The following is a 19,756-nucleotide window of genomic DNA, read 5'->3' as shown; positions in this document are numbered from 1 at the left end:
AACAACTCGCAGTCGGGCAGAATCTGCGTCGGTACGTTCACCATCGTCTGCGAGAATAATGGGCTCAACGGTCTCAGCACCGACACTGCCGGAGGCAATCACATCGTATTTAATGCCTTGTTCTGCTCCTTCGATGCTGATGAAGATTACCGTTGATTAGGTGGTTCGAACCTGCATAGATTAATTCCCTGACCTATGCGTAAAATCAACTTACGGGTGTACTCTGAAATCGGATCCACAAAATTTGACATTTTGTGTGGATACCCGTGAACTCCATCTGAAAGCCCTCCGGCGACGTATGAACGGGGACACCCCACAGGATAGGAATCCATGTTGCGAACTTTATCTATCGCGTTAATCGGCCTACTGGTTCTTGCAGGATGCAGCTCCACCAAACTGGCCTACCGCTACGCGGACTGGGGCATCGTCTGGTGGGTGGACGATTACATCCCCATGACGTCGAAGCAGGAATCGCGGCTGGAACAGGACATACGGGACCTTCGGCAGTGGCACTGCAGCACCGAGCTGCCGCGATACTCACAATGGCTCACCCGGCTCAGGAGTGACGTTCGTGGTGGGGATCTCGATGAGTCTGCGGTCGCCTGGCATCAGGAAAAACTGTTTTCGTTCTTCCCGCCCCTGATGGACAGGGCCAAACCCGCCGTTATGCGCCTTCTGGCGAGCCTCAGTGATGAACAGGTGCGGCAGTTGTCCGCGAATATGGAAGACAGCCAGAAAGACATGGAAGAAGAATTTCTTGCGGATGACCCGGAGCAAACCCGTGACGCAAGGGCAAAGCGCACCAGTGAGAGGGTTGAGCGCTGGCTGGGGCCACTCAATGAGCGGCAGCGGAAAACCATCAGCACCTGGTCCGAAGCCCGTGGCGAACAGACGCAGATCTGGCTGGAAGGCCGGCGCAACTGGCAACAGGCATTGCTGGACGCCCTCGAGGAGAGAGACAGCGACAGCTTTGCTGATCGCATCAGTTACCTGATTGACAACAACGAAGCGGTACGCGGGAAACGATATCAGCAGATGATGTCGGAAAGCCGACCAGCCATGGCACAGCTGATGACAGAACTCTTACAGCAGGCCGACCAGCGCCATCTTGATCATCTGGTGGAACGGGCTGCCGAACTGGCGGGAGACTTCGATACCCTCGCCTGTGTCAGCGAGGATACCGAAAGCACAGGCAGCTGACATTAAATGGTCAGATAGCCGCCGTCGACATTAATGCAGGTGCCGGTGGTATAGCTGGAGGCACCGGAAGCCAGATAAAGAACCGTGCCGGCCATCTCGTCCGGGTCAGCGACTCGCTTCATCGGAATGTGGGCCATGGCCTGCTTCTTGATGGCTTCGTTGCTGGTCAGCGCACTGGCGAATTTGGTATCCGTCAGGCCCGGCAACAACGCATTCACCCGCACTTTCTGCTGCCCCAGTTCCATGGCGAAAGATTTGGTCATGGAAATAACCGCTGCCTTGGTCACGGAATAGATACCCTGGAAGTGCCCGGGATTGACGCCGTTCACAGATGCCACGTTGATGATGGAGCCTCCGCCATTCTTCTTCATGATCTGCGCGCCACGGGCACACATGAAGAAATAACCGCGAATATTCACGTCTACAGTCTTGTGGTAAGCGCCCAGATCCGTGTCTTCAATCGGGCCAAAATAGGGATTGGCCGCCGCGTTATTCACCAGGATGTCCAGCTTGCCGTGTTGTGACTCTATGTGCTGCCAGATGTCCTCGATCTGGTCCATTTCACCGATGTGGCAGGCATAGGCCTCGGCACTGCCGCCGCCCTCGCGGATGCTGCTGGCCACGGCTTCACAACCATCGATCTTGCGGCTGCTGACAATCACGTGGGCACCGTAGTTGGCCAGGGTGCGGGCGATGCTCTCGCCGATACCACGGCTGGCACCGGTGATCAGGGCCACTTTGCCGCTCAGGTCGAACAGGTCTTGCTTGCTCATTTTTCACCTCAATTCGTTATCGAAAGGTCACCAGGGAGGGATCTTCAGCTTCCAGGTGACTGTAATTGTTGAACACCGCGAGGCTGCGCCGTGCCCCGGAATGCAGGATGCGGGTGACACTGGTATTGGCAATCACGGAATTCATGTCCAGTGTCCTGCGATCACTCAGCTGCAGCAGGTGCTGAGCCATAACGGCAATGGGGCCGCCGGAGGTGGACACCAGGGTGTCTCCGCCATCCGCGTATTCAATCAGTTGTTCGAGGGACGTGATCACCCGGTTGCGGAAATCACTCCAGGTTTCGGAGTATTCGTCATCGTGCTCGCCACCCACCCAGCGGACCATGGCTTCCTCGAAGACCTGCTGGAACGCTCTCGCGGGTTTTGGAAACGCAGCCAGATCACGCGCCATACGTTCACGGTCTTCCCATTCCGGGCGCAGGCGCTCAACCACCTGGGTATGGTCAAACTCGTTGAAACCTTCGACTGCCTGCATATCCGGGAGGGTGTCACCGTAGCCACTGGTGATGGCCTCCACGGTTTCCCGATGACGCTCCATGTTGCCACCAAACACCGCACTGGGTGCTACCTTGTCAACAAGCCATCGGCCAAGTACGCGGCCCTGCTCCCATCCAAGTGGGGACAACTGATCGTAATTTTGCTTGCCAAAACTGGCCTGCCCGTGGCGAATGAGATAGATCGTTGCCATTACAGCTCACTCGCCTCGATCAGGCGCTGGCAGCGCTTTTCCAGATAGTTCGCGGCATGGCCAAAGGCGGCAAATCGTTTGTCTTTGGTCTGGCCATGGTAATAACGGTAATAGATCTGCTGAACAATCACCGCCAGCCGGAACAGGCCGTAGATTTCGTAGAAGTCAAAGTTATCGATTTTCAGGCCGGATTTCTCGGCGTAGTAAGCGACCACTTCCTTGCGGGTCAGCATGCCCGGGCGGTGGGTAGGTTGCCGGCGCAACATCTGGAACGGGCCTTCATCGTCTGACTCGACCCAGTAGGCCAGGCTGTTGCCAAGATCCATCAGCGGGTCACCAATGGTAGCCATCTCCCAGTCCAGCACACCGATAACCTCGAACGGATTGTCCGGGTTCAGTACCACATTGTCGAAACGGTAGTCGTTGTGGATGACCACCTGGGCAATGTCGTCCGGCATCTTGTCGTCGAGCCAGGCCATAACCGTTTCAAAATCACCCACGTCATCGGTTTTCGCCTTGCGGAAGCGGTCACTCCACCCGCCAATCTGGCGCTGCACATAACCGGCACCCTTACCAAGCTTGTCCAGGCCGGTGGCTTTAGCGTCCACGTTATGCAGATCCACCAGCTTGTCGATCACATTCAGGCACAGCTTGCGGGTATCCGCCTCACTGAGCTCGAAATCCTTGGGGAAGTCCTGGCGCAGGATGATGCCCTTGAGGCGCTCCATGACGTAAAAATCGCAGCCCAGTACGTTATGGTCGTCGCAAATGGCGACAATATTGGGCACATAGGGAAACTCGGGCTTCAGCGCCCGCATTACCTTCGCTTCCCGCAGCATATCGTGGGCGGACTTGGCGATATGGCCAAACGGCGGGCGGCGCAATACGTAGGAACGGTCGCCGTAATCCACCTGGTAAGTCAGGTTGGAAGCACCACCGGGATATTGCTTGATCTCCGGTTGGCCTTCCAGGTCCGGAATGGCCTGCTTCATGAAGCGGTCAACAGCCGCGACATCCAGCTCTTCGCCTTCGCGGATATCAACAGCCTGGTCGATCTGGGTCATTCAGGGCTCTCCTCTGGTTCTCAATATGGCAGCAGGCGGTGTTCAGCCCTTGCCGCCCATTTTCTTCATCCAGCGCTTGCTTTCCTGGTGCATCAGCCAGTCAAACGCCTTGGGCGCGTGGCGCTTGACCATCCACATACGGCGTTCTTTCGCGTGGGGCAGCACCCAGAAATCACCCTTCTCCACCGAGCGGATGATATCGTCAGCCACATCCTCAGCGGTAATGGTCGAACGCTTCATCAGCTTGTTAACGTTCTGCTGGATGCCGGGAATATCCGACCGCATGCTGCTGGTCAGATTGGTCTGGAAAAACGCCGGGCACACGCAACTGACGTGTATACCGGAGTCTCTCAGTTCCTGGCTCAGGGTTTCAGAGAGCGCGATCACACCGGCCTTGGATACATTGTAGCTGTCCATCAATGGCGCAAGCATCAGCCCCGCCATGGAAGCGATATTCACAAACGCGCCGGTGCCCTGCTTCTTGAACTGCGGCGTGAAGGCCTTGCAGCCCCGAACCACGCCCAGCACGTTGATATCCATGATCCATTCCCAGTCTGCCATGGTGGTGTCTTCGATCGAACCTGCGGAGGCAACGCCGGCGTTGTTCACCACAACGTCCACCCCACCCCACTTATCGGCCAGGTCCGCACAGATTTTCTCCAGGTCCGTCAGCCGCCGCACATCGCACTCAACGAAGTAACCTTCGCCCCCGGCGTTGTTAATCTCCTGCTCTACGGCAACCCCCTGCTCCGGGTTAATATCACCAATGCAGACCCTGGCCCCTTTCCTGGCATACTTCAACGCAATCGCCCGGCCCAGGCCACTGGCCCCGCCGGTTATAAATACTCTTTGTGTCATCGTTATTTTCCGCTGTGTTTTCGTGATTGTGAATTTGGTGCATGAGCCGTCGACAGGGTGTTTCAGAAACTGTACGGAGCCATGGATGGCGGAGTCCAAGCGTCACATGGATGTGCCGAAGGAGCGTGTTTCAGAACGCCCCGTCCGTCTGCTCACACTCCAAAGTTAGCGCGCTTACTTCCGGTACTTAGCCAGCTCCAACCGGGCAACCATTGCCCGGTGGACCTCGTCCGGGCCATCGGCCAATCGCAGAACCCGAGCATAGGCGAACAGCTGAGTCAGTGGGAAGTCGTCGTCGCTGACACCGGCACCACCGTGAATCTGAATGGCATCATCCACAATCTGCTGAAGCATCTTCGGAATCACCGCCTTGATCATCGAGACTTCCTGCAAAGCACCCGAAATACCCTTGGTATCCAGCGCCCAGGCACACTTCAGCGTCAACAACCGCGCCTGCTCAATAGACATCCGCGCGTTGGCGATGATGTCCGGGTTACCACCCAGCTTGGCAATCGGGCGACCGAAGGCCTCGCGGCTGGTGGCGCGGTTGATCAGCAGTTCCAGGGTGCGTTCTGCCGCACCAATGGCCCGCATGCAATGGTGTACGCGGCCAGGCCCGAGACGGCCCTGTGCGATTTCAAAACCGCGGCCGGGGCCGGCGATGAAAGCGCTCGTCGGCAGACGCACATTCTTGAAAGAGACAACGCCGTGGCCGTATGGCTCATCGTAGGCGCCAAACACCGGCAGCATGCGTTCGATTTTTACACCCGGAGTGTCCAGCGGCACCAGCACCATGGAATGGCGGCGGTGCTTGTGGGCCTCCGGGTCTGTCAGGCCCATGAAGATGGCGACCTTGCAGTCGGGATGGCCAACGCCGGTGCTCCACCATTTGCGACCGTTGAGGACAACTTCATCACCCTCAACGATGGCGGTGGCTTCCATGTTGGTTGCGTCGGAAGAGGCGACCGCCGGCTCTGTCATGCAGAAGGCCGAGCGCACTTCGCCGCTTTGCAGGCGGGGCAGCCATTCGGCTTTCTGTTCTTCGGAACCGTAATGGATCAGCACTTCCATATTGCCGGTATCCGGCGCGTTGCAGTTGAAGATTTCCGGGGCAATGAAGCTGCGGCCGGTTTCCTCGGCAATCAGGGCGTAGTCTGAGTTCAGCAGGCCGCAGCCGTTTTTCTCGTCCGGGAAAAACATGTTCCACAGACCTTCGGCTTTGGCCTTTTCCTTCAGTTCCCTGATGATGGGCAGTACCACCCAGCGATTTTCCTGCGCCATCAGTTCCTTATGGTACTGCTCTTCAATGGGGAAAATTTCTTCCTCCATGAAGGTTTTGACGCGCTTGAGATAGTCCTGGCCTTTTTCGGAAATATTGAAATCCATCGCCGCATCCTCGTAGTTTGACCGATATGGCACCAGTCTAGATTTCCCCAAACTATTACGCGACTGAATTATTCTTATCCTTTATCATTAAAGTTGTTTATTCACGAACAGGAGGCGCCCGTGGCACTCAACCGGCTGGATCTGAACCTGCTGCACGTATTCGACACCATTTACCGGGAAGGCAGCCTGACTCGCGCGGCCAGGGCACTGCACCTTACCCAGCCAGCCGTCAGCCATTCCCTGTCACGGTTGCGGGAGCATTTTGATGATCCCCTGTTCAGCCGCCAGGGCAACCAGATGGTGCCCACGCCCCTGGCCCGCCGTTTCCTCGAGTCCATGCGGCCGGGGCTGACGCAGATACAGAGTGCGGTCAACCAGTTCCACGCCTTCGATCCAGCCAATCAGCGCAAAACTTATTCGCTGGCGTTACGGGATATCCTGGAATCGACCTTTTTACCGAAACTGATGGGACGGCTTGAACACTACACCGAGCTGGAAATTGTCAGCCAGCGGGTGCCCCGGCGGGATATGGAAACCCAACTGGCGGCCGGAAAACTGGATTTTGCAGTGGATGTACTCTTGCCGGTGAGCAACCAGACAGCCCACGAACTGCTACGACGGGACCGGCTCGTGGTGCTTGCAAGAAAGGGGCACCCACTCACCCGAGATGGCCTCACCATGGAGAATTACCTGGAGGCAAAACATGTGCTGGTGTCGTCTCGCTCAGAGGGGCCGGGTATCGAGGATTTCGAACTGTCGCGGTTCGGAGTGCAACGAAACATTCGCCTTAGGTGCCAGCATTATTACGCGGCATGCCGGGTCGCGGAAGGGAGTGATCTGTTGCTGACCATGCCGGAAAACTATGCCCGGATTATTGCCGAGCGTGCAGATATCGACATTCATACTGCGCCCGCCGATCTGCCCGATATCGATGTGCACCTATACTGGCACAAAGCCTATGAGCGGGAACCGGCGCTTATATGGTTCCGGGAGCAACTGAACAGCATTGCCTGACCACCTGGATCAGTACGCGCCCACCAGCTTGAGAAAACCCAGGAAGCCAGCAGCGGTGATACCCAGTGAGAGCGCAACAATTCCGAACCCCCACCAGATAGCTGCACCGTCGGATACAGCCACCTCACGCCCGCGCAATGTCCGGTAAAACGCCCAGGGGCCCAGAATAAAAGCACCCAGCACTGCGAAAACCAGGCCCACACTGACGCCCGCAAAAGTCCAGGTGGCCAGCACGGTGGCATGATCCGTTACCTGCTCTTTTACCCCGTGGCGTAGCAGGAACTGCTTGCAGAAGAACCAGATCAGGGCAAACAGGACAATGACGAAAATAAGTCCGCCAACAATGGTAATCAGGCGATAGAACAAAGTGTATCCTCAAAGTGTCTCTAGCAGGGAAAGTAAGGCTCCGGCAGGCACTCAAAACCCGGCCTGGCAAACAGGTACCCCTGGAACAGCGAAATCCCCTGGGAGCGCAACCAGAAATATTCTTCCGTGACTTCCACACCCTCTGCGACAATCTTGCCGCCAAGCTGGGCCATCATCGCAATGATACCGGCAACAACGGCCTGCTTGTTGGGCTCTTTGTGAATATCCCGAACCAGGGCCATATCCAGCTTGAGCAGATCTGGCGGGCTGGCAATAAGAATATTGTAGCGGGAATAACCTGCACCGAAGTCATCCAGGGCGGTATGAAAGCCCATCTCCTGGTATGAACTGATGATATTGACAAGGTGGTCAAGCGAATCAAAGTCTTCCGTTTCGATCAGCTCAAAAATAATCTTACGAGTATCAAACTTGTAGTTTTGTGCTGCTGCCAGTGTTGTCCGGATGCAATATTCCGGGTTATAGACCGCATTGGGCATGAAATTGATACTCAACCGGGTTTCCATGCCCAGGCGGGCGGCCAGTTTCACCGCCTTTACCCGACAGATCTGATCAAAAGAATAGCGGTTAGTCTCGTTGACCTTGGAAAGCACGCTGTACGCGCCTTCGCCCTCCGGCCCGCGAACGAGGGCATAGACGCTTTCATTGGTCACGTCGACGATAGGCTGGAATGCAAAGGTGAAGGCAAAGTCCAGCCCTTCGCCACAGGCGCATTGCTCACAATGGGTTTCGTCAAACAGTTCGGCAGGCTTATTAAACGGTTCGGCAGGCTTGTTCACTACAACTCCAGTTTTCTGTCAATCACGCGCGAGGATGGGGTGGCATTACACTCACTATAGCGATCTAAGCATGATGGGTAAAAGCAATGCTCTGTTAAATCGTGTGGAATCCCTGTGTCACGTGACTACAATGAAGCACACACTTGTCTATACGTGCAAAGCGACCCGAAGGAGTAACCGGAATGGCCCAGAAAATCCGCATTGCTGTCACCCCTGGTGACGGAATCGGCCCCGAAGTGGTTGCCGAGGCGGTACATTGCCTGGAAGCATTGAGATCTAGCCACAACCTGCCAATCGAGTGGACCCGCTTTCCCTGGCCTTCCCATGCCTGGCATGAGGAGAACGGGGAATCCATGCCGGCCGACGCTCTCGATCAGCTGCAAAAATACGATGCCATTCTGCTCGGCGCGCTGGGCGACCCGGGCCCGGTTGACGACCCGGAACGCTACCTTTTACCAGACAGCATCTCCCTGGCACCGCTGCTGGATATGCGCAAGGGCTTCGATCAGTGGGTCTGCGAGAGGCCGGCAAGGTTACTCCCTGGCGCCCGCCAGTACCTGGCCGACGAGCGCGCCAAGGACATCGACATGCTGGTGATTCGGGAGAACAGCGAGGGCGAATATGTGGGCCAGGGTGGCCGCCTCCGCAAGGGCTCACCGCAGGAAGTGGCCACCCAGATGGAGGTGTTCACCCGCCGGGCCACCGACAGGATTATCCGCTATGGCTTTGAGCAGGCCCGCCTGCGGGCCGCTGTCCGCGCCGAAGAAGGCAGAACCCGCCATTTCAGGACTCTGGGTGGCAAGACCTGCGAAAGCCAGGTATGCATTATCACCAAACGCAATGCGCTGCGTTACTGGGGCGACATGTATACAGAAGCCTTCGAGGCAATTGCGAAGCAATACCCGGATGTGGCAACCCACCACGAGCTGGTGGACGCCGCCTGCATGAAGTTTGTTCAGGCTCCCTGGGCTTTTGATGTCGTGGTTGCCAGCAACCTGCAGGGCGACATACTGACTGACCTGGCGGCAGTGCTGTCTGGCGGCATGGGCGTCGCGCCCTCCTGCAACCTGAACCCGGACGATTCCGACATGCCCTCCATGTTCGAGCCGACCCACGGCAGCGCACCGGACATCGCCGGACAGGGGCTCGCCGACCCGACCGCCATGCTGTTTACAGCGGCGCGCATGCTGGAATGGCTGGGACGCAAGGATCCTGCCGTGGCCGCTGCCGGGCGCGAGCTGTTTGATGCCGTCGCTGCGGACCTGGCAGAGAACGCCGGCGCCAGGCGCGGCACCCAGGAAATTGGCAAGGCCGTTCGTGATCGTCTGAAGTAGTTTACTCGGCCATCACGAACTCGAGCCTTCCGGGTGCTACCCTGATGCCCATGGGGACCATTCCGAACATCCGCTGGGTGAAGTCTTTTTCATCCAGCCGGTAGACCGGCATGGTCTCCAGCATCTGGGCAACAGCCCTCATCACTGTGTCCGTTACGGGCTTCAGATCGCCTTTGAAAAACGAAGAATCGATGCTGCTTTCAAGCAACTGCAGACGGCGGATGTAAATCGCTTTTTCCTCACTGTCGTAAACCGGGGCACCCTCCACTTTCAGGGCAATATCCACCGGCAACTTGGCCAACAGGGCATTCAGGGATACCTGGCCCCGTAGATCAATCACCGCCACATCACGGCCATCAGGGCCCAGGGTAACATCCGCATTACTGAGACTCAGACTGAGTGGCGAACCGCTTTGTAACTGCTGGCGATCAAACTCACTGACAGTGTCCTGAAGATGGCGTTCCAGTGTTGCCTCGGATATGGAATAGGGGGAAAGACTGGCGCAGCCTCCCAGCAACACCAGGCCAAACAGAACAACCACCGCCAAAAGGCGGGAAGGAATAACCATCAGGGCAATCTCCTTATTCGTTTTCGGCCCTGACATCCACTGAGGGCGTGAGATCCTCGTCAAGGACAACATGAACCAGGATGGGCTGGCAGCACACCTGGCAATCTTCCACGTATTCCTGGTCAGACACCGAAGGGTCGACGCTGATTTCCAGCGTCTCCCAACAGTAAGGACATTGAACCAGCACCGAGTCCAGGGCAGACATGGTGGTCAGAACTGCTGCTTGGCCATCCAGGGGATGATCCGGTCGAACGCTTCTTCCAGCTTCTCACATGTGGTCGAGAAACTGATGCGAACGGCGTTGGTGCAGCCTTCACCAAATGCATCACCGGGGACCAGGCAGACGCCCGTTTCCTTGAGCATCCTCAGCGCCAGGTCCGAACCGTCAACGTGGGGCGGCAGATCCGGGAACGCAAAGAAGGCACCACCGGGCTTGTAACCGGTCATGTAAGGTGTCTGGTCGATCAGTTCCACCACCTTGTCCCGGCGTTCACGGTAGATGTCCACCATATTCTTTACGCACTGCTGATCACCCGTCAGTGCGGCCACGCCCGCAAACTGAGAGGGCGTATTAGCTACCGACGTGGTGAACATATGGAACCGGCGCAGGGATTTGATGGCGGCCTGACTTGCAATCACCCAGCCAACCCGCAGCCCTGCCATGCTGTAGGTCTTCGAGAAGCTGCTGATGCACATGATGTTATCCAGGTCCATCGAGCAGTTAAGTACGCTTGCGAAGTCATCATCGTCGAAGATCAGATGGTCATAGACTTCATCTGCGTACACCTGGATACCGCGGTACGCACACTCTTCCAGGATTGTCTCTATGGTACTGCGGGGATATACAGCGCCCGTGGGATTGTTCGGGTTGTTGAGGATGAGGGCGAACGTTCGCGAGCCCATGGCCCGGATAACTTCATCGGGATCCAACTGGTGATCGTTTTCGGCACGGGTGGGAACAAACTTCACCTCGCCGCCGTTCATGCGGATCAGGGGCGCATACAGCAGGAACGACGGGTCCGTCACAATGAACTGTCGCCCGGGCGCGGATGTGGCCGAGATGGCCAGGTACATCGCCTCGGTGGCACCACTTGTAATCAGGATATTGTCCCGTGTCAGTTTGCGGTCGTACCGCGCCCCGTAGTAGTCCCGCAGCGCCACCAGCAGTTCTGGTAGACCCGCGTCCATGGTGTAGCCGGTCTGCCCGGCGTTAAGCGCATCGATGTAGGCATCGATGACATGCTTGGGCGTTGGCAGATCCGGCTGACCGATGGAAAGATGGATGACATCCTTCATGGTGGCCGCCATATTCACCATGCGACGGATGCCCGGCACCGGAACCGCCTGCATGGCCGGGTTCCAGCTGGCCTTGTTCTTGCGGTATTTCACTTTACGCGGTTTGGTCTGACCGGTTTCCTTATTGGCGGCTTCTGCCATAAACACCTCCTGAAACGGGGCAAAATAGTAGCTACCCCTGCAGGTTAGCCAGTAAACAGGGGGCGTACAAGACATAAAACAGAAAGATTCAATACATAGACTGAAACGTTGTCAGCGCCGTCAGTCCAGGGTCTACGACGTTAATCTTATAACGGCTCAGGTTGACCAGTTCAGAGTCAGATACCAGACTGTAACCCTGACATCCGGACTGTCGATTCCCGTGACCGGACGCGGACAAACTGCATTGGCGGAGGACAGATGACCCAACACAACAAACCGGTTGTGACCGTTCTGACAGCGCCCGGAGAGAAAGAGCCTCCAGGCATGGATGCATTAAGAGCCCGGGCAGAGGTTCGGTTTGCCTGCGATGAACCGACGCTGCGGGAAACGCTCCCGGGCACCGACGTGATGATGGTAACGGATTTCCGTACTGAAGCACTGGCAGCCGCCTGGCCTTCTGCCGACAAGCTGAAATGGATCCACGCTACCAGTGCCGGTGTTGATGCGCTGATGTTCCCCGACCTGATTGAAGGGGATGTGGTGGTGACCAATGCCCGGGGGATTTTCGATCGCACCATTGCCGAATACGTGCTGTGCACAATCCTGATGTTTGCCAAGGACTTTCCACGTTCACTGCGGCTACAGGCAAAGCACGAGTGGCAACACAGGGACACGGAGAGAGCCGAGGGCAAACAGGTGCTGATCGTCGGCGCCGGCTCCATCGGTGGCCAGATCGCCCGGCTTTGCAAGGGCGCCGGCCTCAAGCCCCACGGCATTGCCCGCAAGCCACGCCACGACGACCCGGACTTCATTGCAGTACATGGCAATGACGACCTGACAGACCAGTTGGGCCGGGCGGATTTCGTAGTTATCGCTGCCCCTCTCACGCCACAGACCGAAGGCCTGTTTAATGAGAAAGCGTTCCAGGCCATGCGCAAGTCCGCCCGCCTGATCAACATCGGCCGCGGCCCGGTCGTCAAAACCGACGACCTGATAGCAGCCCTGAACAACGGCGACATCGCTGGCGCCGCCCTGGATGTGTTCGAGGAAGAGCCACTGCCTGAGGATCATCCTCTCTGGGACATGGAAAACGTCATCATGACGGCCCACATGTCCGGGGATTTTATCGGCTGGAAACGGGCACTGACCGACCAGTTCCTGGAGAACCTGGACCGGTGGCACAAGGGCCAGGAATTGTTCAACTTTGTGGACAAGACGTTGGGGTATGCCAAGAAGTGAGGTTTTGGGAGTATGCCGGTGAGTGAGGAGTAGGATTACGCCTCCGGCTAATCCGACAAACCCAACCTCCCCTCCATAAAAAAGCGGAAACCCCAAAACAGGATTTCCGCTTTTAGAATCCGTAAAACCTTCAGACCAATCAGCTACCGGACAACGACGTATCCGATGGATCAATCTCCATCTGCTGAATCGCGATCACCGCCTGGGTACGGTTACGCACCCCCAGCTTCCGGAAAACGGCCGTGATATGCGCCTTGATGGTAGCCTCCGATACGTCCAGATCATAGGCAATCTGTTTGTTCAGAAGCCCCTCGGCGAGCATTCCCAGCACCCGGAACTGTTGCGGCGTCAGCGACGCCAGTTTCTCGGAAAAATCCGTCATGTCCGAATGCATCCGCTCGATCTTGTCCGCCACGCCTTCCGGCAGCCAGACGTCCCCTTCCAGGACCGCCTGAATAGCCTCAGTGATGGTGGGCAAAGGCGCCGACTTCGGAATGAAACCCGACGCCCCATAGTCGATCGAGCGACGCATCACCTGCATTTCTTCCGATCCTGACACAACCACCACCGGCAATCCCGGGTACTGCCCGCGCATAAACACGAGCCCGGAAAAGCCGTGGGCGCCCGGCATGTTCAGATCCAGCAAAACCAGATCCGCATCCGGATGCGACTCTACCGCCGCCTGCAGTGCCTTGATGCTGTCCACTTCCACTGTTCTTGCATCAGGTACCGCCTGACTGACCGCCTGTTTCAAAGCTGCCCGAAACAGCGGGTGATCATCGGCGACGATAATGGTTTGTGTCATTCAACAGATTCCTCACAGGGTCACAGCCTGATTACAAACAGACCTTACTTGTTCGCACGACCGCCGATCAGATCATCCACCACACCTGGATCCGCCAGTGTGGAAGTATCACCGAGCTGATCATGCTCATTTGCCGCTATCTTACGCAAAATTCGGCGCATAATCTTGCCAGAACGGGTTTTGGGCAGCCCAGGCGCCCACTGGATAACATCCGGAGATGCAATCGGGCCGATTTCCTTGCGTACCCACTGAACCAGTTCCTTCTTGAGCTCGTCTGAAGGCTCTTCACCGTGGACCAGGGTCACATAGACATAGATGCCCTGCCCCTTGATTTCGTGGGGATAGCCTACCACGGCCGCCTCGGCAACCTTGTCGTGGGCTACCAGAGCACTTTCTACTTCGGCTGTACCCAGACGGTGGCCGGACACGTTCAACACATCGTCTACCCGGCCGGTGATCCAGTAATAGCCGTCTTCATCACGACGGGCACCGTCACCGGTGAAGTACATACCCTTGTAGGTGCTGAAGTAGGTCTGCTTGAAACGCTCGTGGTCGCCATAGATGGTGCGCATCTGGCCGGGCCAGCTGTCCAGCATAACCAGGTTACCCTCGGTCTTGCCTTCCAGTATGTTGCCATCGTTGTCCACCAGCGCCGGCTTGACACCGAAGAACGGCACGGTAGCGGACCCGGGCTTCAGGTCAATGGCACCGGGCAGCGGCGAGATCAGGATGCCCCCGGTCTCGGTCTGCCACCAGGTGTCCACGATCGGGCACTTGCTGTTGCCGATAACACGGTGGTACCACTCCCAGGCTTCCGGGTTGATGGGTTCACCGACCGAGCCCAGAATACGAAGGCTCTCACGGGTGGTGCCATTCATGCAGGATTCACCCTCCGCCATCAGGGCGCGGATGGCAGTTGGTGCGGTATACAGGATGTTTACCTTGTGCTTGTCCACAACCTGTCCCATGCGGGAGCTATCCGGGTAGTTGGGCACGCCCTCGAACAACACAGTGATTGCACCGTTGGCCAGGGGGCCATACAGGATATAGCTGTGACCGGTAACCCAGCCAAAGTCTGCTGTACACCAGTAAACGTCACCATCGTGGTAGTCGAACACGTATTCCTGGGTCATGGAGGTGTAGACCATGTACCCACCGGTAGTATGCATCACACCTTTCGGCGCGCCAGTAGAACCGGAAGTGTACAGCATGAACAGCGGGTCCTCCGCATTCATCGGCTCTGCCGGGCAGTCCGTGGACGCCCCCTTCATCAGATCTTCGTAGCTCTGGTCACGACCGTCTTTCCAGGGCACATCGCCACCGGTGCGCTTGACAACGATAACCTTGTCCACGTCAGCGCCGGCCTCGTTGTTCAGAGCCGCATCCACATTCTTTTTCAGCGGAATCTTGCGACCACCGCGAACACCTTCATCGGCGGTGACTATGAAGCGGGACTTGCCGTTGGCAACGCGGGCACCAAGGGCTTCCGGCGAGAAACCACCGAAGACAACAGAGTGAATGGCACCAATGCGGGCACAGGCCAGCATGGCAACACCGGTTTCAACAATCATGGGCATGTAGATGGTTACCACGTCGCCCTTTTTAACACCCTGATCTTTCAGCACGTTGGCAAACTTGCAGGTCTCTTCGTACAGCTCGCGGTAGGTCACATTGCGGGAATCGGCGGGGTCATCGCCCTCGAAAATAATCGCCGTCTGGTCGCCGCGCTTTTCCAGATGACGGTCAAGGCAGTTGGCGGATGCGTTAAGCTGGCCATCCTCGAACCACTTGATGGAAAGGTTGTCGTAATCGTAAGTGGTGTCTTTTACTTTCGAGAAAGGCTTGATCCACTCAAGACGCTTGCCGTGCTCGGCCCAGAAGGTTTCTGGGTCATCTATCGACTGGCGATACATCTTTTCGTACTGATCCCGGTTCAACAGGGCCCGTTTGGCCACATCCGGGCTTACCGGATAAACCTGTTTATCAGTCATTGTGCTCCCCCTTATAGTCAGAGTCTGTTGTCATTATCGGTTATTTAATAAAGAGCGTGACGGGCAAAAATGCCCTGAAGACGGATACCCATAGTTCAACATGCGTGCCAGTGAACAATGAATTAGACTAACGTCCTAATGCGCCAGCACTTTTAGCCAGATTGGCAACTTCCAAAGGGGCGACGCTATTGTTCTGGAGCCTGCCATACAAGGATAGACCCGCTGGCAGAAACAACAAGTGAAAATCGGATTCCCGGGGGGCAGGGATCCGATCGACTGTGGGTATCAGGCCGCTTTCTTCTTGCGGGGCTGGGCCGCGCGCAGGCTATAAAGCTTGCGCTCGTTAAGCGCGTAACGGTTGAGGCCGCCAAGGTGAATCTTGCGAAGATAGAGTTCCCAGTCAATCTGGCGCGCATCTACCGGGAACAGCATCCTGTCCACGTCTCCCGTACGGGATACCAGCGCCATAAGCCCATCGTTGCGGAAAATATAGTCCGGCGCGGTATAGAACCCGAAAATGGTTGCCAGTGACCGGGTGGTATCCAGGTTCTTCAGAACTTTCAGCTCCCGGTTCTGGCCCGCCAGCCTCATTGCTTTGCCGGCGATGGACAACGGCAAACGCATTCCACCAACCACAACGTCAAACAGCTTGCGGTTTACCGCGATAAAGGGCTTGGAGGGCTGCCGGTAGAACAACTGGCCGTAGTCAGCGTAGTTGGATTTCGCTTCAGCCATCAGGTGATCAATGAATCCACCCAGTGAAACCGGATTGGAACTGCCGCTGCAGCACTGGTAGATCCGGCGCTGCCCCTGTTCGGTAATCGCTTCTGCCAGCGACAGTATGATGCTGTTGGCAACCAGATCCACCGGAATGACGTCAATGATGCCACTGCGCTTGCCCGGGAACAGGGATACTTTACCGCGGGCATACGCCAATATAATGGCATCCGCCACCTTCACCCCCTCAATCCAGCCGGGGGACGGCTCTTCCAGTGCGCTCTCGATGATGGACGGACGAACGATAGTGAGCGATCGGTCCGACAGCGCTTTCATCAACAGCTGCTCACCGAGCCACTTGGTAAAGGTGTAGGTGTCACTCCAGCCGTAGATATTGGCTTCGCGAATACCCAGATCCACCAGTTTTTTCTCAAGCATTTTGCCGGAATAACGGGCACGGACATCGGCAATCTTGTCCTGAAGCAGGTGCACCAGCTCCTCGATTTCATAGTAACCGTCAGTGCTGCGGGGAATGGCCGCGCCAGCGGGTTTGATAACAGACTCGGTAACCTGCCCGGAATTCTTGCCGTTGACATAGCAGGTGGATACCTGGATGACAGCCATTTTACTGTTCAGCCGCGCAAGAGATGCCACGTTTTCCAGGCAAAGGGTGTTTATCCTGAGCGCCTTGTCGAGCTCTTCGCGGAAGTTGACACTGGCCGCGGAATTGATGAAAGCGTCCACCTGCCCGGCAAGTGCCTGGAAGCGGTCCGCTGTCAGGCCAAAGCGGGGCTCGGTGACCTCGCCGGTAATGCAGTGAACGCGGTCTTCGAGAAAATTCTCGAAGGCTTCGTTGTCTTCATGCCGTAGATGTTCGAATACCGACGAACTGGCAATTTCGTTGCAAAACCGTTCACGGGCGTCAGGGTAGCGCTTGTTACCCCGTATAAGAAGGTGAATTCCGCCGATATCAGGCACGGTGCGGATCAGTTTTTCCAGCACAACCTTGCCAAGGAAACCGGTGGTGCCGGTGATCAGTACGTGTTTGCCGCGAAGCTGTTCCAGAACTCCAGATGCTGACGTTCCGGTTTGCAGTTGCTGTTTTTCCATGGCGTGAACTCCTTCTCGTAGACACTGTGCAGCCATTCAGTACAGTTCGTTTCAGATTGAAAAGACGATTTCCTAGCCACTGCATATTGCGGGCCACGATTGCGGAAAATGAGGTCAATATTTGCACAGACGGCATGACAGTGCGGTGACAAACCGCAAAGTTACGCTACAAAATGCGCAAATAAAATGACGATAAAATAAGGTGATTTCCGGGAAAAAAAGGTGACAGAAAACCGGTCAGGACCCATCCCTGTCGGTATCTGCCAGGGACCGTAACAACTGGTCCAGGGAAATATTGGAGGGCTGCTCCCTGAGTGCTCTTACAAGCCGGGTCTGATCGCCGAAGCTGATACGGTCATAATAGGGCTCGCGCTCTTTCCTGGGCGCGTTCCGCTGCCCGCAGCCCTGGTCCGGGGCCTGCTGAGCGGGGCCCGGATCAACCTGGCCAGCGATATGGCGAAGGTGGGTGGCCAGGTAGACCCGCTGCTCCTTGCCCAGACGCTCCCAGTCAAGGGATGCAAGGCCCGTCTGGATAATCTCGATAGTATCGGCATCCATTCTGCGCCCTAACAGTGCAAAAAAGCCGTTAAACGCTTCATAACGCAGCAAAGATGCATCACTGTTATCCGCCAGTACTTTGCCGGTTTCAGCAATCAGGCGTTTGCACTCTGCAACCGGATCCGGAGGCGGGGGCTGCTCGTTACTCCGGCCGGCCGGAGACGGCTCGGCTGGCGCAGAGGATACCCGGTGCCAGTAGGCCGCGATGCCGGCCTTTCGCGGAGTAAGCTGGCGTAATCGCACGTTGAGCATGTCGGTCAGCGTGCGAAACTGGCGACAGGACGGATCCGAAGTCGGCATCAGTGCAACCGGGCGCTGATTCAATACCGACTGACGCAGCGTTTCATCACGCCAGATAGCGCCCAGGTAATGCAGCGACACTCCGAGATGGCGCTGTGCGGCAGCTTCCAGGCGCTGAAATACAGACCGCGCCTGGCTGGCGCCCTTGGCCATATTGACCAGCACACTGGGGGTCCTGCGATAACCGCGGCGAATCAGCAGCTTGATCAGCGAGAAGGCATCCGTCAGTGAAGCGGGGTCCGGCGTTACTACCACGCAGGCCAGTTCCGAGGCTGCGATCATGTGCATTCCGGTTTTCTGCAGGCCGGAAGCAGTATCAATGATCACGTAATCGTAATCTTTCTCCAGCCTGGAGAGCGCCTTCAGAACCTTCAGACTCTCCTCTGGCGCCATTTCCACACACTGCTCCACGCCGGATGCACCGGGAACAATATGCAGCCCCCACTCTGCCTCCATAATGACATCGCGGAGACCGCACTCACCTGCCATCACATTGGCCAGGGTGCGGGTGGGGTAGCGCCCGAGCATAATGCTGACATTGGCAAGGTCGGTGTCAGCGTCCATTAGCAAAACCCTGTGGCCCTCACGGGCAAGTGTCAGCGAGAGGTTCAGCGCCACGGATGTTTTCCCCACGCCTCCCTTACCGCCGGTGATTGCCAGGGTTCTGGGTTGGCTCTGGTTTTGGCTGGTCGTGCGTGAGTCCGTCATGAATTCCTGGTCGGCGCCGTCTGATCCGTTGACCGGCACAAATTCGAAGAAGTTTGTGCACCGTCTCAAATTGTAACCCGGAAGGAGCTCTAACTGTAGCCAAAAACGCGCTATTCAACAGTGTGAAAATTCAGGAATCAGCTACATTTTACGTGTGAAAAGTTTACACATTTCACAGGGCGGGTAATACTCTGCTTAAAAAAAGAGCAATAGCTGTTTAATAACTGCGGCTTATTGTCTAAGCTCAACCCGGATGATTTATGAACAAACGGTTAGAAATCGACTATCTATCGGCTCTTGAATACAGGCGGGCTTATGCAGATTGCCCCTGACACGCAGTTACCAAGTCTTCCGGAGGTTACCCTCCGGGCGCTGGAAGCCTGTCATCAGGATGAGAGTTATCGCAGGATCAGTGACATTGTATCGGCCGACACGGCGCTGGTATCACGGATACTGGCCCTAGCAAATTCAGCACTTTACGGCCCTGTTGCTGAAATCCGCTCGATAGACCAGGCGCTGCTCAGACTCGGAACCCGACGCTTCCATACCCTGGTGTTAACGGCCGCGCTGCGACAGATCCTGTACGAACTGGGGGCCGATCAGTGGCAGCAGCTTAGAGATTTCTGGCGCCATTCCCTGACGACTGCACTCACCGCCAGGGCACTGGCAACGCTTACACGCTACACCGAACCCGACCAGGCCTTTATGCTGGGCATGCTTCATAACGTCGGTGAACTGATTGCCCTCAAGACCCCACCGGGTGATACCCAACAATATTATTTTGACCACCAGGCCGACATCGCTGCAGAGCTGGTCAGTTCCTGG

General features: G+C 56.7%; 19 protein-coding genes. 5 read left to right on the top strand and 14 right to left on the bottom strand.

The genetic code is table 11. The features are described from left to right. Positions 1-330 precede the first annotated feature (330 nt). Positions 331-1,200 carry a DUF6279 family lipoprotein gene (locus tag ACESMB_RS03930; protein WP_372925556.1) on the top strand — a complete coding sequence of 290 codons (870 nt, stop codon included), beginning with the start codon at positions 331-333 and terminating at the stop codon, positions 1,198-1,200. Between the two features lie 2 nt (positions 1,201-1,202). On the opposite strand, the gene ACESMB_RS03925 is transcribed toward ACESMB_RS03930, so the two are convergent. The 5 genes from ACESMB_RS03925 to ACESMB_RS03905 all read right to left on the bottom strand — a co-directional run bounded on the left by ACESMB_RS03925 (position 1,203) and on the right by ACESMB_RS03905 (position 5,987). Beyond that, entirely contained in the window at positions 1,203-1,973 is a 771-nt protein-coding gene (locus ACESMB_RS03925; RefSeq protein WP_372925555.1) for an SDR family oxidoreductase, read from the bottom strand. 16 nt (positions 1,974-1,989) lie between these two features. After that, positions 1,990-2,679: a histidine phosphatase family protein gene (locus ACESMB_RS03920; protein WP_372970944.1), complete on the bottom strand. Its 690-nt coding sequence runs from the start codon at positions 2,677-2,679 to the stop codon at positions 1,990-1,992. Further along, positions 2,679-3,743, bottom strand: a complete 1,065-nt coding sequence (locus ACESMB_RS03915; protein WP_372925553.1) for a phosphotransferase family protein — start codon at positions 3,741-3,743, stop codon at positions 2,679-2,681. The genes ACESMB_RS03920 and ACESMB_RS03915 overlap by 1 nt, the downstream gene beginning before the upstream one ends. Positions 3,744-3,785: 42 nt before the next feature. Beyond that, positions 3,786-4,601: an SDR family oxidoreductase gene (locus tag ACESMB_RS03910; protein WP_372970943.1), complete on the bottom strand. Its 816-nt coding sequence runs from the start codon at positions 4,599-4,601 to the stop codon at positions 3,786-3,788. A gap of 174 nt (positions 4,602-4,775) precedes the next feature. Then, entirely contained in the window at positions 4,776-5,987 is a 1,212-nt protein-coding gene (locus ACESMB_RS03905) for an acyl-CoA dehydrogenase family protein (protein ID WP_372925561.1), read from the bottom strand. Positions 5,988-6,107: 120 nt separating this feature from the next. On the opposite strand from ACESMB_RS03905, the gene ACESMB_RS03900 reads away from it, so the two are divergent. Continuing rightward, complete coding sequence (locus tag ACESMB_RS03900) at positions 6,108-7,001, top strand: LysR family transcriptional regulator (protein WP_372970942.1); 894 nt, start codon at positions 6,108-6,110, stop codon at positions 6,999-7,001. 9 nt (positions 7,002-7,010) lie between these two features. On the opposite strand, the gene ACESMB_RS03895 is transcribed toward ACESMB_RS03900, so the two are convergent. Together ACESMB_RS03895 and ACESMB_RS03890 are read right to left on the bottom strand one after the other, a co-directional pair. Beyond that, complete coding sequence (locus ACESMB_RS03895) at positions 7,011-7,367, bottom strand: hypothetical protein (protein ID WP_372925550.1); 357 nt, start codon at positions 7,365-7,367, stop codon at positions 7,011-7,013. 20 nt (positions 7,368-7,387) lie between these two features. Then, positions 7,388-8,125, bottom strand: a complete 738-nt coding sequence (locus ACESMB_RS03890; protein ID WP_372970950.1) for an EAL domain-containing protein — start codon at positions 8,123-8,125, stop codon at positions 7,388-7,390. 221 nt (positions 8,126-8,346) lie between these two features. Here ACESMB_RS03890 and ACESMB_RS03885 point away from each other — a divergent pair, with 221 nt between their 5' ends. After that, positions 8,347-9,498, top strand: coding sequence for an isocitrate/isopropylmalate dehydrogenase family protein (locus ACESMB_RS03885; protein WP_372925549.1), 1,152 nt, complete (start codon positions 8,347-8,349; stop codon positions 9,496-9,498). Between the two features lies 1 nt (position 9,499). Here ACESMB_RS03885 and ACESMB_RS03880 read toward each other — a convergent pair whose 3' ends face one another. Genes ACESMB_RS03880 through ACESMB_RS03870 form a run of 3 tightly spaced genes read right to left on the bottom strand, consistent with a single transcriptional unit; the run spans position 9,500 to position 11,503 of the window. Next, positions 9,500-10,066, bottom strand: coding sequence for a DUF1439 domain-containing protein (locus ACESMB_RS03880; RefSeq protein WP_372925548.1), 567 nt, complete (start codon positions 10,064-10,066; stop codon positions 9,500-9,502). A 13-nt stretch (positions 10,067-10,079) separates the two neighbouring features. Continuing rightward, positions 10,080-10,271, bottom strand: coding sequence for a CPXCG motif-containing cysteine-rich protein (locus ACESMB_RS03875; protein WP_372925547.1), 192 nt, complete (start codon positions 10,269-10,271; stop codon positions 10,080-10,082). A gap of 5 nt (positions 10,272-10,276) precedes the next feature. Continuing rightward, positions 10,277-11,503, bottom strand: a complete 1,227-nt coding sequence (locus ACESMB_RS03870; RefSeq protein ID WP_372925546.1) for a pyridoxal phosphate-dependent aminotransferase — start codon at positions 11,501-11,503, stop codon at positions 10,277-10,279. 258 nt (positions 11,504-11,761) lie between these two features. Between ACESMB_RS03870 and ACESMB_RS03865 the strand changes: the two genes are divergently transcribed. Continuing rightward, on the top strand, positions 11,762-12,742 hold the full coding sequence (locus tag ACESMB_RS03865; RefSeq protein ID WP_372925545.1) for a D-2-hydroxyacid dehydrogenase: 981 nt from the start codon (positions 11,762-11,764) through the stop codon (positions 12,740-12,742). A 139-nt stretch (positions 12,743-12,881) separates the two neighbouring features. On the opposite strand, the gene ACESMB_RS03860 is transcribed toward ACESMB_RS03865, so the two are convergent. From ACESMB_RS03860 to ACESMB_RS03845, 4 genes are all read right to left on the bottom strand, one after another. Beyond that, the gene (locus ACESMB_RS03860; protein ID WP_027831250.1) at positions 12,882-13,547 is read right to left on the bottom strand and encodes a LuxR C-terminal-related transcriptional regulator; all 666 of its coding nucleotides are present in this window, start codon (positions 13,545-13,547) and stop codon (positions 12,882-12,884) included. A gap of 44 nt (positions 13,548-13,591) precedes the next feature. After that, positions 13,592-15,538: an acetate--CoA ligase gene (gene acs, locus ACESMB_RS03855; protein WP_372970941.1), complete on the bottom strand. Its 1,947-nt coding sequence runs from the start codon at positions 15,536-15,538 to the stop codon at positions 13,592-13,594. A 285-nt stretch (positions 15,539-15,823) separates the two neighbouring features. Beyond that, entirely contained in the window at positions 15,824-17,365 is a 1,542-nt protein-coding gene (locus ACESMB_RS03850) for a fatty acyl-CoA reductase (RefSeq protein WP_372925543.1), read from the bottom strand. Positions 17,366-17,602: 237 nt separating this feature from the next. Continuing rightward, positions 17,603-18,931, bottom strand: coding sequence for an AAA family ATPase (locus ACESMB_RS03845; protein WP_372970949.1), 1,329 nt, complete (start codon positions 18,929-18,931; stop codon positions 17,603-17,605). Between the two features lie 315 nt (positions 18,932-19,246). Between ACESMB_RS03845 and ACESMB_RS03840 the strand changes: the two genes are divergently transcribed. Further along, the coding region (locus tag ACESMB_RS03840; protein WP_372970940.1) for an HDOD domain-containing protein at positions 19,247-19,756 on the top strand (510 nt) is incomplete at its 3' end.

Source organism: Marinobacter sp., from assembly GCF_041686475.1.
Lineage (GTDB): Bacteria > Pseudomonadota > Gammaproteobacteria > Pseudomonadales > Oleiphilaceae > Marinobacter.
Note: the sequence above shows the minus strand (reverse complement) of the source record. Positions and strands in the feature narration are given on the sequence as shown.